The sequence below is a fragment of the Curtobacterium sp. MCLR17_045 genome (assembly GCF_003234405.1).
Classification (GTDB): Bacteria; Actinomycetota; Actinomycetes; order Actinomycetales; family Microbacteriaceae; genus Curtobacterium; species Curtobacterium flaccumfaciens.
In genome coordinates, this window is the sequence record NZ_QKTB01000007.1 from 19,087 (window position 1) to 32,362 (window position 13,276).

The window sequence follows — 13,276 nt, forward strand, 5'->3', positions numbered from 1 at the left end:
CACCCCGACCGGCTGCTGACCCCGTCACCCCGACGTCGGGCTGCCGACCCCCTCCGCGACCAGGTGCTCTACCCGCGGCTCGCCCGCGACCTCCCGCACCGACTGCTGGGTCCGCGCGTCGTCCCCGGTCTGCCGGACCTCGTGCTGGTCGACGTGCTCCTGCCACGACCCCACCCGGAACGCCTCGACCCAGGCGTCCGGCCCGGTCGCGGCGTCGCGGTAGAGGTTCCAGTCACGGGCACCGGTCCGCCGGCGGCTCCGCCCGAGCCGCTCGGCGCGCGCCCGGAACTCGTCGACCGCACCCGCAGGGACCGTCCAGTGCAGCAGCACGAGGGTCTCCCCCGTCGCCGCGCCGTGGTCGTCCGCCACGAACACCTCGTCCCCGAACGGCATCGGCGTCACGGCGCGCTGCCGGTCGGTGAGCACCGGGAACCCGGACACGAGCAGCACTGCGGCGCTGAGCGCGGTGAGGAGGCCCGCCCCGGCGAGCACGCCCGTCACCCCGAGTGGCGTGGCGACCGCGCCGGCGAGCGCCGCACCGATCGCGGTGCAACCGAAGAGCACGAGCTGGTAGGCGGCGAGCCCGCGGGTCCGGACCCAGGCGGGCAGGAACGCCTGCACGGTGCCGTTCAGCGTCGTCACCACGGCGATCCAGGCCACCCCGCCGACCAGCAGCGCGACGAGGACGACCGCCAGCACGGGGACGAGCGCGACGACGGTGGTGCAGACACCGAACACCACCGAGGCGATGCCGACCGTGCGGCCGATGCCGAGCCGCGCACGGACCGCCGGCATCAGGAACGCCCCGCCGACGGATCCGATGCCGACCGCGGCGAGCAGCAGTCCGTACCCGCCGGAGGACAGGCCGAGCGAGCCGTCGGCGACGAGCGGCAGGAGTGCCCACAGCGCGTTCGCGGGCACCATGAAGACGGCGAGCTGCACGAGCAGCCGGCGGACGACGGCCGCGTGCACGACGTACCGCAGCCCGGCGCGAGTCGCGTCGATGAACGGTTCGGCCCGCGTCTCGGGGCGCTGGTAGCCGCGCCAGGCGACGAGCACCACCAGGAAGAGCGCGAACGACAGCGCGTTGGCGGCGAACACGAACGGCACGCCGAGCTGCGCGATCACCACCCCGGCGAGCGCCGGCCCGATCGCCCGGGCGACGTTGACGCCGACGGAGCTGAGCGCCGCGGCGTCGGTGATCGCGGCGCGCGGCACGATCTCGGGCACGAGCGCCTGGTAGGCGGGCAGCTGGAGCGCCGAGGCGGTACCGAGCAGGAACGTGACGGTGAGCAGGAGCGCCGGGGTCATGTCGCCGGTCGCGGTGAGCACGGTCATCACGACGCCGACGACCACCTGGAACGCCTGCACCCCGATGAGCAGCCGCCGCCGGTCGACGAACTCGCCGATCACCCCGGCGGGGATCCCGACGAGCAGCACCGGCAGGCTCGAGGCGGTCTGCACGAGGGCGACGACGACGGGTGCGGCGTGCTCGTCGACGAGCAGCCACTGCGCGCCGACGGTCTGCATCCAGCTGCCGATGTTGCTCACCAGCACCGCGATCCACAGGGCGCGGAAGACCGGGATCGCGAGCGGCGCCAGGGCGCCGCCGCGGGGTGCTTTGGTGGTGCGTTCCGTGGTCACGTCGCCTCCTGGGTGGGACGGGGACATCCTGGAGGCGCGGTGTGCGCCGGGCGCACGCCGCGCCTCCAGGGATGGTCGGGTCAGGCGGCGGCGTCGGTCGCGCTGGTCGCGGCGACGGCGCGCTCGATGACGTCGGCGACGTCCTTCGGGTGGGTCTGCATGACGAGGTGCGGGGCGGCGAGCTCGGTCACGTCGGTGATGCCGGCGCGGGAGTAGCCGAAGCGCTCCACCTCGGGGTTGATGGTGTGGTCGTCGGACGAGACGATCGCCCACGCGGGGGTGGTCTTCCACGCAGCGGCGGAGGCCGGTTCGCCGAAGGCGGCACCGGACAGCGGGCGCTGCGAGACGGCGAGCACCTCGGCGACGCGCGGGTCGACGCCGGCGGCGAAGACCTGCGGGAACGCGTCGATCGCGACGGAGACGTCGGTGCCGTCCTCGGCGCCGGCGACCGGGTACGGCGTGTACACCAGGTTCGCGGCGAGGTCCGAGTCGGGGAACCCGCCCTGCAGCTGCCCGAGGCTCTCGCCGACCTCGAGCACGTAGCCGGAGACGTAGACGAGTCCGACGACGTTCTCGGCCTCGCCGGCGACGGTGATCACGGCCCCGCCGTACGAGTGACCGGCGAGGACGACCGGCCCGTCGACGTGCTCGGCGACGGCGCGGATCGAGGCGGCGTCCTCGGCGAGGCTGCGGTTGTAGACCGGCGGGACGAGGACGGTGTGGCCGCGGTCGAGCAGCTCGCGGGTGACGGGTGCCCAGCTGGCGGAGTCGGCGAACGCGCCGTGGACGAGGACGATGGTGGGTGCAGCCAATTGCGGGTCTCCTTCGTGACGAACGTCTGGGGTGGTGCGGGGACCGGCGAGCCCCGGCGTCGTCACGCTAGGGCTGGGGGTGCTGCGTCGTCCTGTCCCTGTCGTTGCCCGTCACCCCCGACGACAGCGCGTGCCGGCGGCCCCGGGTGCGGCGCACGGTGCCCTCGGACGGTCGGACACACCGCGCCGGGGTCCCCCTGCGGGGCGGAGGCACCGCGACGGGGTCCCCGCCGGGGCCCCCTTCTCCCCCCTGCTCCACGGCCCGGCCGGTTAGCGTGATCGCATGGAACACGAGGACGGCACGACGACGACGTCGGCCCAGGACTTCGTGGACGCGCTCGCCGAACCGGTCGTGGTCTTCGACCGCCACCTGGACGTCGTGGCGGCGAACCGGCTCGCCGGTGCCCTGTCCGCGTCCCTCACCGTCGGCACGAACCTGGCGCGATTCACCTTCCTGAACCCCTGGGTCGAGGACTCGGTGGACGGCTGGGAGGCCGAGGCGCACCGCACCGCCGCGATGCTCCGGGACTCGCTGGACGAGCACGACGCCGACGACCGGTTCCAGGAACTCCTGGGCGAGCTGATGGCCAGGAGCACGACGTTCGCGACCGAGTGGGCCGGCGGAGCGGTCCGGCCGACTCGCCGCGGGGAGTCGGCGTTCGAGAACCCGCTGGTGGGCCGGATCGACCTGCGGTGGGAGCAACTGCGTCGGCTGGAGGACCCCGAGCACGTGCTCGTGGTGTGGACGGCGGCGGACGACGAGTCCGCCGCTCGGCTCACGACGCTCCGGGGGCTGCTCGACGAGGGCGCGACGACCGCCTGACCGGCGAGCCCGGCCACCGGGACGACCGCGGCCACCGTGACGACCGCTCGGCTACCCCACCGCGGTCTCGCCCGCGACCGGTTCCCGGCGCGCGGTGCCCTGCTGCACCTGCGCGGCGAGGTACGCGACGGCCGCGGCTGCCGGCGTGCCGGGGTCGGCCCAGAAGGTCACGAGGACGTGCGAGCTGCCCGGGATCGCGAGGTTCTGCCAGCGGAACTCGACCCACCCGATCGGGTCGATCCAGTGCCGCGAGACCCCGGTGCGCTGCACGGCGACGTCGTGCCGCGCCCAGATGCGGGCGAAGTCCGGGTCCTGCAGGGTCAGGGTGCCGACGATCTCCTGCAGCCGGGGGTCCTCGGGTTCGGCGTGCAGCCGGAGCGCGGCGACGACCCGGTGCGCGGTGCGGTCCCACTCGGCCGCGTGCTGCCGGGACGCCTCGGAGAACATCTGCAGGACGAGGTTCGCGCCCGGCTCCATGTAGCCGGGGCCGAGGGCGCTCGCCAGGGCGTTGGACAGGATGATGTCCTGGTTGCGGTCCATCACGAACGCCGGGGTGTGCGACCACTGCGCCAGCAGCGACCGGACCGAGTCGTCGAGACCCGGCGGCACGACCCCCTCGGGGCGGCGGCGTTCGGCGTGTGCGAGGCGGCGCAGGTAGTCGACGGCCTCGTGGTCGAGCCGCAGGGCCCGGCCGAGCGCCACGAGCACCTGGTCGGACGGCTGGTGGTCGCGGCCGCGTTCGAGCCGCAGGTAGTACTCGGGGCTGATGCCCGCGAGCCGCGCGACCTCTTCACGGCGCAGGCCGTCCACTCGTCGTCCGGGCTCGCGGGTGAGGCCGACGTCCTCGGGCTGGACGAGTGCCCGACGGGCGCGGAGGTACTGCCCCAGTTCGGACCGTCGCGCATCCACGCGAGCAGGATAGCCGGAATCCGCAAAGAACGCGAGAACTACCGTTCTCCGGGTGTGCCGCTCCGCGCGATGGTCTGGTGCGGCGGCTCCCCGAACCGTTCCCGGTAGTACGCCGCGAACCGCCCGAGGTGGGTGAACCGCCACCGCCGCGCGACCTCGCTGACGAGCAGCGCGCGGGAACCCGGCCGCCCCAGCTCCAGGTGCACCCGGTCGAGCCGGACCTCGCGCAGGTACTGCATGGGGGTGACGCCGAGTCGACGGCGGAACAGGTCCTGCAGGCCGCGCTCGCTCAGGTCGCAGGCCGCTGCGACGTCGGCCACCGTCAGCGTCCGGTCGGCGTGGTCGTGCACGAAGCCGATCGCGCGCCGCATCCGGTCCGCCACGTCCGATCGCGACCGGGCGAAGGTCGACAGGACGACGGTCGCGATCCGTCGGTTCAGGGCCGCACGGTCGTCGGCGGGCAGGGCCGGGTCGAGGATGCGCCCGGAGGCCTCGCGCAGCAGTGCGCGCAGCGGCTCGAGTGCGGGATCGGCCGCGTCCGGCTGCCCGAACACCGAGGACTCCCCCGTGTCGCCGAGCAGCGACGGCGACAGGTGCAGCAGCGTCGTGGCGGTCGCGTCGGTCTCGAACCCGTACGCCACGGACGCCGAGAGCATCATCGGCCGCTCGGCACCGACCTCCCAGTGCTCGCCGTCGTCGGCGGTCAGGCTGGCCCGGCCGTCGGCGAGCCAGAACACGACGTGGTCGGGGCGTGGGCCGATGGTCCCCGACCGCTTGCCCGGTGTCGCGATCCGGTGGATCGACAGGTCGTCGTCCCCGCCCGTTTCGTAGCCGAAGCCCTCGTCGTCCGCGGTCACGGCGTCGGGACCCGGTCCCACTCGTCGCCGTACCGGGACAGCACCGACCACCGCGAGATCGGCCACGTGGTCACGAAGGCCCGCCCCACGACGTCGTCGACCGGCACGGTGCCGTGCACGCGCGAGTCGGCGGAGTCGTACCGGTTGTCGCCCATCACCCAGATGCGCCCCTTCGGCACGGTGATCTCGAAGTCCTTCCCGGCGACACGGTCCGACCCGCGCTCGAGCACGACGTAGGGCTCGTCCACCGCGTGCCCGTTCACCGACAGACGGCCCCGGGCGTCGCAGCACGACACCGTGTCGCCCGGCAGGCCGATGACCCGCTTGATCAGGTCGTCGCCCTGGCCCATGCCGAGCCAGCCGCCCGGGTCCTGGAACACCACGACGTCACCGCGCTGCAGCGGCACCACCCCGGGCACGAGCTCGTTGACGAGCACCCGGTCCCCGATGAGCAGTGTGTTCTGCATCGAGGCCGAGGGGATGTAGAAGGAACGGACCAGGTACGCCTTCACCAGGAAGGACGCCAACAGCGCCACGACGACGATGATGACGAGGTCGCGCAGGAACCGCAGCCCGCCGCGTTTCGGCTCGCTGTCGGGGGCGGGTTCGGAGTGAGGTTCGGCGTGGGCGTGCGTGTCACTCAATGCGTCAACACCACCTTGACGACACCGATCACGAACGCCACCGCGGCCAGCACGATCCCGCCCCACAGCCCGAGGAACGTGGGCTGCTTCCCGCTGAACCGCTGCATGAACACGCCCACCAGCCCGATGCGCACCACCAGGATCACGGTCGCGGCGATCTGCGCCCACTCGGCCGGCAGCCACCCGATCCAGGCAGCCGCGTAGAGCACCGCCGGGATCAGCCCGGAGGTCGCGATCGGGTTGGCGTTCCGGACGATCGTCGCGACCGAGTCGCGGCGCGCAGCGCGGTCCGCAGCGGACTCCTCGCCGTCGTCGCCGAGCCCGTGCGCGACCAGGTGCGCGAGCACGTGGGCCAGGTACGTCAGCACCGCGGTCGCCAGGACGGTCGCCACCGCGGCGCCGTGGTGGATCTGCTCCGGGCTCACCGCGATCGCGACGGCGAGCACCGTGATGTTGCCGTAGATGTACGACGACATCCGGTCGCGGACGTGCTCGAGCGGCAGGTCGCGGGGGTCCGGGCGACCGCCGCGGGGTCCGCGCCCCGGTCGGGAGGGCCGTCGTGTGCGTGGCATCCGTCCATCTTGGCCCCCGCGGTCGGCCGTCCGCCGACAGGACACCGGTGCGATGGTCACACGGGTGGCCGGTTCCGGCAGACTGGGTGCCGATCGGTGCGACGGAGCGCCGGACAGGAGGCACGCATGACGTCCGCACGACCCCTCGCCCTGGTGACCGGGGTGGGCCGCAGAGCCGGCATCGGCGCAGCGCTCGCCACCCGGCTGGCGACCGACGGCTGGGACCTCGCCATCTCGTGGTGGGGACCCTACGACGACCGCGTGAGCGGCGGGGCGGACCCGGACGGGGTCGAGTCGGTGGTGCAGGAGTGCGAGGCGGCGGGAGCACGGGTGACGCGCCTCCCGGTCGACCTGGAGGACCCGGAGCAGGCGGCCGCGCTCGTCGGCCGCGCCGAGACGGAAGCCGGCGCTCCGGTCACCGCCCTCGTCATGTCGCACTGTGAGTCCGTCGACTCCGACTTCCGCACCACCACGGTCGAGTCGTGGGACCGCCACTTCGCCGTGAACGCCCGCGCACCGTTCCTGCTCGTGCAGGCCTACGCGGCCGGGCTCGAGCGCGCGGGTGAGGCCGCACCGCGCGACCGCCGCCGGATCGTGGCCCTGACGAGCGACCACATCGCGTACAACCTGCCGTACGGGGCGTCGAAGGGCGCGCTCGACCGGATCGTGTTCGGCGCCGCGAAGGAGCTCGGCAGCCTCGGTGTCAGCGCCAACGTGGTGAACCCGGGCCCGAACGACACCGGCTGGATGTCCGACGAGGTCAAGGGGTGGGCCGTCGAGGGCACCCCGCTCGGCCGACTCGGGCGCCCGTCGGACACCGCCGCACTCGTCGGGTTCCTCTGCTCGGAGCAGGGCGCGTGGGTGAACGGACAGCTACTGAAGTCGGACGGCGGGATCTCGAACAGCGCCTGACCTGTCGGCCCCTCGCGACCCGCTCGTCAGCCGCGACCGGGCGCGGTCACCTCGATGCGGTTCGCCCACGGGTCCTCGAACGCGACCGTCCGGCCGTCGTCCGCGGTCTGCACCCCGGTGTCGTGCATGCGTGCGACGAGGGCACCCAGGTCGTCCGACCCGGGCACCTCGATCCGCACGAGTCCGAGCCCGAGCGCGAGCTGGCGGCGCCCGGCCCCACGTGAGTTCCAGGTGTTCATCGCCATGTGGTGGTGGTAGCCGCCGGCGCTGACGAACAGTGCCTCGCCGAAGCCGGCGGTGGTCTCGAAGCCGAGGGTGTCCACGTAGAAGGAGCGCGCGGCGTCGACGTCGCCGACGGACAGGTGCACGTGGCCGACCTTGCCCGGGCGTGCCGCGGCGGTGTCCAGGGCGTCCTGCGTCAGGTGGGACTGCAGGAACGCGTTCGGGTCGACGTACTTCGTGTCCATGTCGACCATGCCGTGCGTCCACGACCACTCGGTGCGGTCGCGGTCCCAGTACAGCTCGACGCCGTTGCCCTCGGGATCGGTGAAGTAGAACGCGTTGCTCACCAGGTGGTCGGCGCTGCCGGTGAAGGTCTGCGGGAACTTCGTTGCGACCGAGTACATCGCCGCGGCGAGGTCTGCCCGGGTGTCGAACAGGATCGCGGTGTGGAACAGGCCGGCATCGTGCGGGCCGGCGTGCTGCATGGACGGCGCGTGCTCGAGGATCACGATCGGCACCGCCAGGCCACCGGCGCCCGGTCGCCCGAGGACGGCGACGCCGCCCTCGCTCGAGAGCAGCGAGAGCTGGACGCCGTCGCGGTAGTAGCCGATCATCCGGTCGAGGTTCGCGACGCGGAGGGTGACGGCACCCATCCCGGTGTCGGCGGCGAGGAGGTCCTGCGTGTGCATGGCACCAGTGTGCGCCCATTTAGTTGATGCGTCAACCAAATGAGTGTCGGTCGCCTGCGCCAAAGCGACAGATCCACGCCATCCCAGCGCGAGGCACCCGCCAACGCGACAGATGACTGCGAACGGTTCGCGGCGATCTGTCGCTTTGGCGCACGGGGGCGCACAGCGGACGGGGCGCGCAGGCGACGGGAGGCCCGGCGCGCGTCCGCCCCGCCGGCCGCGGTCAGCGGGAGCGGAAGTAGCGGTGCAGCGCGCGCTCGCGGATCGCGGCTGCGGCGAGCGCCCCACCGAGCAGCGCGCCCACGAGCCCGAGGGACGCGATCGCGATTGCCTCGCGCACGATCGGCAGCGCATCGTCGACCTCGAGGCCACGCACCGACACCACCGCGACGCTCGTCGCGACCACCGCCCCGACAGATGCCCAGACCAGGTGCTGCAGGACGACGCCGAGGACTTGCGCACTCCGCGGTACCCCGACGTGCCGATCGGAGGCCAGGGCGAGCCGACGCCGTGCGACCGCTGCCCCGCCGATCGTCAGCCCCGCGAGGGCCGCTGCACCGAACGGGACGAGCGCTGGCTGCCGCGCCGCGGGCGTGAAGACCGCGCCCAGCGTCGGGTTGAGCTGCCCGGCGGTCGGTCGGTCCTCGCCCTCGGCCCCGCTCGCCGGCAAGACGGTGCGCCGGAGCATCGAGACCGTGTCGTCGCGCTGCGGCCACACCGTCGCCCAGCAGGCGTCGAACGGCGACCCGTCGTCGACCGTCGGCGCGAGGACCGCGTACTCCAGGTCGGGGTCCCGGCCGTCGTCGGGGTAGTCGTACACGCCGGCGACTCCGGTGCCCGCACCGCCCGCCGTGACGAGGCGATCGCCGGCAGCAAGACCCAGGGTCTCGTGCACCGTGGGCGAGACGATCACTCCCGCGGTGCCATCGGCATCGGAGTCGCCGAGCAGGCCACGCACCCCGGCGGTCACCTCGTAGGTCGGGATCGCCGAGCCCGGCAGCGCGGCGGGGACGACCCCGGCGTCGAGGCGCCGGAACGCACCTGACGCGATGACCCCTTCGGCATCCGCGAGGGCATCGCACACGCGGCCGTCGATCCGGCCCTCGGCCCGCTGGACGGTCGTCGCCGCACCGCTCGCGACGAACACCGCAGCCGCTCGGACGTCACCGGCGACCGCTCCGGCGCGCATGCCCACGACGCCGCCGAGCAGCACCGCGAGGACGACCGCGGCCGTGGCTGCCCACGAGGCTCCGGAAGCGATGTCGCGCCACGCCTCACGCCAGACCTCGGTCACCTGCATCCGGCGAGGGCTCATCGGTACCGCCCGAGATCGAGCACTCCGTCGCAGGCGTCACGGGTCGCGTCGTCGTGCGTGGCGACGACGACGACCGTCCCCGACGCGGCGAGCGCACCGATCCCACGGTTCACCTCGATCGCGGTCGCCCGGTCGAGTTGCGCCGTCGGCTCGTCGACCAGCATCAGTCCCGGCGCGCTGGCGATGGCGCGCGCGAGCATCAGGCGTTGCGCCTCACCACCGGACAGTTCGGCGAACCGCGCGTGCGCCCGCGAACCGAGCCCGAAGCGCTCGAGGACCTCGAGCGCCCGGACGTCTGCGGTCCGACGATCCGCGCCCTGGGCGACGAACGGCAGCGCGACGTGGTCGAGCACGTGGCGGCGGGCCACCCCGTACGGGTTCTGGAAGACCCAGAGCGGCCGACAGCCCGGCGGACGGACGGCGGCACCGCGCGTCGGACGGAGCATCCCGGCGAGGATCGCGAGCAGCGTGGACTTGCCGGAACCGCTCGGCCCGACGACCGCGGTCACGGTCCCCTCGGCGAAGGTGCGGTCGACGCGGTCGAACAGCACGGTGCCGTTCGACCAGACGTGTCCGACGCCCTCGAGCGTCACCGACACGAGCTGGACCGGTCCGGCACGGCACGGATCCGGTCGAGCGTTCGTCCGCCGGGCACCCGGACGAACGACTGCCCGAGTTCCGACCCGAGGACCTCGACCCGGAGCGGCCGCCCCGTCGTCGGTTGCACACACGCCCGGTCACCTTCGAGGTCCCAGAGGGCCGTCGGTGGCACCACCTGGACGGTTCGTGGGCGACTGAGCGTCCACGTCGCGGCCACCGTCGGTGCGCCGTCCGCCGAAGCGACCGTCGCCGCGTACTCCGGCAGGGCGGTGATCGCAGCGAGGTCCGTCGGCGCGGAGACCACCCCTGCGGTGTCGATCGGGACGTCGGCGTTCCCGATCCGCAGCACGCGCTCCCCCGGCGCCGGATCGACCGGGAGCGCCTCGATGCGTGCACCGCGGAGTTCGGCCGGGAGTTCGACGAGGACACCGTCGGCGCCGACCACTGCCCCGACGACGGCAACGCACGCCAGGACCGAGTTCTCGGCGGCTGGCACCCATGCGAAGGGGTCCCGCGGCACGATGTCGTCGGGCAGGTCGTCGCGGTCGACACCTCGGTCGACCAGGAACTGCTGCGCAGCACGGAGTGTGCCCCGACCGAGGATGCCGTCGATGCTCAGTCCGGCACCGAGGCGCGTGAGTTCCCGCTGCAACCCCGTGACGTCGGCCCCGCGGTCGCCGAGCTCGAGGTCGCGCCACAGCGGCTCGTCACTGGCAAGTGCGAGCACCGGCTGTCCGTCGACCCGCGCGAGGACGTCCCCGCTCCGCACGGGTGCCCCAGTCGAGCACGTCGACGTCGTCACCGTGCCGCTCCGCGACGTCACGACCGCCCGTGGGGCACCGGTGTCGAGTGCGAGCTGCACCTGTCGTTCGTCGGCATCGATGCGCTCGGTCACCCGGACGGTGCTCGCGGGGGCCGCCGTCCGGAGTGCGGCCGGGACCTCGGCCGGCACAGCGACCACGATGACTGCGGCCGTCGCCGCCGCGACCACCATCGCGCCGAGCGCCAGGAGTGCGGCAGACGGGAAGCGCATCACTGCCGCCAGAGCGCGAGCGGATCAAGGGCGCACTGCTTCGCCTGCTCGCCCATCGAGTCGAACGGGAAGGCGTCGGCGTCCTGGTCCTTCCGCCACTGTTCCTCGGTGTAGTCCCTTCCGACGAGGCCGGCCTTCCGCAGACACGGAACGGTGATCTTCGCATCGTCCAGCTTGCCGGGGTTCCTGCGCGTCTCCTCGAACAGGAACGTGATGCTCTGGTCGAACTTCGACTCGCACGCTTCGAGGATCTTGTTGGTCCTCCCGATGTCGTTGCTCGGCGACTTGCCCACCGTGCTTCCCACTTCGAACCCGCCGTCGGCGAAGTACGAGATCGTGAGCTCCGAATCGCGGAGACACTTGTCGACCTTCGCGTGAGCGTCCTCGAGTTCCTGGGGCGTGACCCGACCGTCAGCCAAGACCCTCGCCTCCGAGTCGGACACGTCCGCGTCGAGCGCCTCGCGGAACGCATCCACCCAGGGTCCCGCCGCCTCGAGCGACGCAGGAGCCAGCTCGGAGGGCCTCGGCGTGTCCGCGTCACCCGCCGAGCAGCCAGAGAGCGCGAGCGCCGAACCGACCAGGAGAACGAGTTTCGCCGTCACGACGGATGGCACAGCGAAGACCCTGGTCATTGCTGGCGCCAGAGTCCGAGGGGGTCCAGCCGACACTGTACGGCTGCGGGGTCCCACGGCGAGAAGGAGAAGTTCCCGTCGTCGTTCTCACCACGCCAGTCACGTTCGGTGTACGTGTCGTCGACGAGTCTCGCAGCACGGAGGCACGCGACGGTGATCGTTGCCTCGTCCTGCTTCTCCGGGTTCCGCCGGACCTCGTTGAACAGGTAGGTCACGTCGCTGTCGAAGTCCTTCGCGCACTTCGACTTCGAATCGTTCATGGCCGTGGCGTCTTCAGCCTTCCGCCCGGGGAGCGGCGAGGCTTCGGACGTGCCGTCCTCCGCTGTCGTGTAGTCGTAGCCGAGATCTCGCATGCATGCGCTCATGCGGGACTGCGCATCTGCGACCTCCCGCGCCGAGATCGTTCCGTCCGAGAGGATCTGCCGCTGGTACGGGCTGGTGTCGGCGGCTGATTCCGCGAACTCACCCGCCCAGGGCCCGGCCGCGGAGAAGCCCGACGGATCGACGACCCGGGGTGCAGCATCCGCCTGGGCACAGCCGACGAGCCCCACGGCGGCGATCGCCCCGACGATCGTTGTTCCCCGAAGCCTGCTCCGAATCACCGCGTCAGGCCCGGGTCATGCCGTACTGGGCGATGTTGGTCCAGCAGGCAGCCTGGTAGGACCACTTGTTGCCACCGACCACGTTCCCCCACTTCATCGTCCCGCTCCGCAGACGGTTGAAGTGCTGAGCGCGACCACAACCGGACTCGTTGAAGCCCGTGCTCTGCGTCACCTTCCGCCAGCACGTCGCCGCACTCGCCTCCGGCGCCGTCACGGTGTCGACCGCGATCCCGCCGCCCACGACACTCCCCAGCACGACCGCACCCAGTACGACGTTCTTGATCGACATCGATCTCCCCTTTCGTTGCGACATCGCCCCGATGTCACCGTTAACGTATTACCGGTCAGTGCGAGAACGCAACGACCGTCACCACATCCGTGCAGGATGGACCCGTGACTGACGACATCCGGTGGGAGGTGGTCGAGGAGAGCACGCTGTCGCTCCCCGACCACGAAGCGATCGCAGCGCTGCTCGGGCAGGCCTTCCCCGACTGGTCGCACTGGTACGTGGGCGGCCGGAGCTGGTCCGGCATGCAGCCGGAACGCCGGGTACTCGCGCACGACGCCGACGGGGTGGTCCTGGCCCACGTCGGCATCCGCCGCATGTACATCTCCGTCGGCGGCGAAGACGTCCTGGTCGGTGACACCGGCCTGGTCGCCGTGTCGCCCCGGCTGCAGGGCACCGGCGTCGGCCGCGAGCTGATGACCCGGACCGCGGCGGTCCTCGAGGGACTCCGCGTCCCCTTCGGCTTCCTCGGCGCCGGCGAGGACCGGATCCCCTTCTACGCGAAGCTCGGCTGGCACGAGTTCCCCGAGGCCGTCGGCACCTTCTCGGCGTTCACCGCCGAGGGCGCGGGCGTCAGCAACACCGAGCAGGGCGGCTGGATGGCGCTGCCGGTGGCAGCGCAGCTCGAGGACTGGCCCGCCGGGCCGATCTGGCTGAACGGCCAGCAGGTCTAGACGCAACGACCAACGGACGGGAGGCCCGGTACCAGCTGGTACCGGGCCTC

At 72.5% G+C, this 13,276-nt stretch carries 16 protein-coding genes; 3 read left to right on the plus strand and 13 right to left on the minus strand.

The window, feature by feature from the left end; genetic code table 11:
* Nucleotides 1-24 precede the first annotated feature (24 nt).
* Both DEJ05_RS06750 and DEJ05_RS06755 read right to left on the minus strand, forming a co-directional pair.
* Entirely contained in the window at nt 25-1,644 is a 1,620-nt protein-coding gene (locus DEJ05_RS06750) for an MFS transporter (protein WP_181440677.1), read from the minus strand.
* Between the two features lie 80 nt (nt 1,645-1,724).
* Nucleotides 1,725-2,456 carry an alpha/beta fold hydrolase gene (locus tag DEJ05_RS06755; protein ID WP_071248357.1) on the minus strand — a complete coding sequence of 244 codons (732 nt, stop codon included), beginning with the start codon at nt 2,454-2,456 and terminating at the stop codon, nt 1,725-1,727.
* Between the two features lie 283 nt (nt 2,457-2,739).
* Between DEJ05_RS06755 and DEJ05_RS06760 the strand changes: the two genes are divergently transcribed.
* On the plus strand, nt 2,740-3,279 hold the full coding sequence (locus tag DEJ05_RS06760) for a hypothetical protein (RefSeq protein ID WP_111029819.1): 540 nt from the start codon (nt 2,740-2,742) through the stop codon (nt 3,277-3,279).
* Nucleotides 3,280-3,330: 51 nt separating this feature from the next.
* On the opposite strand, the gene DEJ05_RS06765 is transcribed toward DEJ05_RS06760, so the two are convergent.
* The 4 genes from DEJ05_RS06765 to DEJ05_RS06780 are packed head-to-tail and all read right to left on the minus strand — an operon-like array spanning nt 3,331 to nt 6,261.
* On the minus strand, nt 3,331-4,188 hold the full coding sequence (locus tag DEJ05_RS06765; RefSeq protein WP_111024233.1) for a helix-turn-helix domain-containing protein: 858 nt from the start codon (nt 4,186-4,188) through the stop codon (nt 3,331-3,333).
* Between the two features lie 38 nt (nt 4,189-4,226).
* On the minus strand, nt 4,227-5,045 hold the full coding sequence (locus tag DEJ05_RS06770; protein ID WP_111039232.1) for a helix-turn-helix transcriptional regulator: 819 nt from the start codon (nt 5,043-5,045) through the stop codon (nt 4,227-4,229).
* On the minus strand, nt 5,042-5,689 hold the full coding sequence (lepB, locus tag DEJ05_RS06775) for a signal peptidase I (RefSeq protein ID WP_111110061.1): 648 nt from the start codon (nt 5,687-5,689) through the stop codon (nt 5,042-5,044). Before lepB ends, DEJ05_RS06770 begins: the two co-directional genes overlap by 4 nt.
* A complete protein-coding gene (locus DEJ05_RS06780; RefSeq protein ID WP_146245035.1) occupies nt 5,686-6,261 on the minus strand; it encodes a hypothetical protein in 576 nt (191 codons plus the stop codon). Before DEJ05_RS06780 ends, lepB begins: the two co-directional genes overlap by 4 nt.
* A 126-nt stretch (nt 6,262-6,387) precedes the next feature.
* Between DEJ05_RS06780 and DEJ05_RS06785 the strand changes: the two genes are divergently transcribed.
* Nucleotides 6,388-7,173, plus strand: coding sequence for an SDR family oxidoreductase (locus DEJ05_RS06785; protein ID WP_111110063.1), 786 nt, complete (start codon nt 6,388-6,390; stop codon nt 7,171-7,173).
* Between the two features lie 26 nt (nt 7,174-7,199).
* Here DEJ05_RS06785 and DEJ05_RS06790 read toward each other — a convergent pair whose 3' ends face one another.
* The 7 genes from DEJ05_RS06790 to DEJ05_RS06820 form a co-directional block, all read right to left on the minus strand.
* Nucleotides 7,200-8,084: a VOC family protein gene (locus tag DEJ05_RS06790; RefSeq protein ID WP_111110064.1), complete on the minus strand. Its 885-nt coding sequence runs from the start codon at nt 8,082-8,084 to the stop codon at nt 7,200-7,202.
* A gap of 223 nt (nt 8,085-8,307) precedes the next feature.
* Nucleotides 8,308-9,399, minus strand: a complete 1,092-nt coding sequence (locus tag DEJ05_RS06795) for a hypothetical protein (protein ID WP_146245036.1) — start codon at nt 9,397-9,399, stop codon at nt 8,308-8,310.
* Complete coding sequence (locus tag DEJ05_RS06800) at nt 9,396-9,998, minus strand: ABC transporter ATP-binding protein (RefSeq protein WP_111029812.1); 603 nt, start codon at nt 9,996-9,998, stop codon at nt 9,396-9,398. Before DEJ05_RS06800 ends, DEJ05_RS06795 begins: the two co-directional genes overlap by 4 nt.
* The gene (locus DEJ05_RS06805) at nt 9,989-11,032 is read right to left on the minus strand and encodes a peptidoglycan-binding protein (protein WP_111110066.1); all 1,044 of its coding nucleotides are present in this window, start codon (nt 11,030-11,032) and stop codon (nt 9,989-9,991) included. Before DEJ05_RS06805 ends, DEJ05_RS06800 begins: the two co-directional genes overlap by 10 nt.
* On the minus strand, nt 11,032-11,664 hold the full coding sequence (locus tag DEJ05_RS06810; protein ID WP_111110067.1) for a hypothetical protein: 633 nt from the start codon (nt 11,662-11,664) through the stop codon (nt 11,032-11,034). The genes DEJ05_RS06805 and DEJ05_RS06810 overlap by 1 nt, the downstream gene beginning before the upstream one ends.
* Nucleotides 11,661-12,215 (minus strand): hypothetical protein, encoded by a 555-nt coding sequence (locus DEJ05_RS06815; RefSeq protein WP_111110068.1) that lies wholly within the window; start codon nt 12,213-12,215, stop codon nt 11,661-11,663. The genes DEJ05_RS06810 and DEJ05_RS06815 overlap by 4 nt, the downstream gene beginning before the upstream one ends.
* A gap of 55 nt (nt 12,216-12,270) precedes the next feature.
* Complete coding sequence (locus tag DEJ05_RS06820) at nt 12,271-12,555, minus strand: hypothetical protein (RefSeq protein ID WP_110858837.1); 285 nt, start codon at nt 12,553-12,555, stop codon at nt 12,271-12,273.
* A 104-nt stretch (nt 12,556-12,659) separates the two neighbouring features.
* Here DEJ05_RS06820 and DEJ05_RS06825 point away from each other — a divergent pair, with 104 nt between their 5' ends.
* Nucleotides 12,660-13,226, plus strand: a complete 567-nt coding sequence (locus DEJ05_RS06825; RefSeq protein WP_071405850.1) for a GNAT family N-acetyltransferase — start codon at nt 12,660-12,662, stop codon at nt 13,224-13,226.
* The last annotated feature ends 50 nt before the right edge of the window (nt 13,227-13,276 follow it).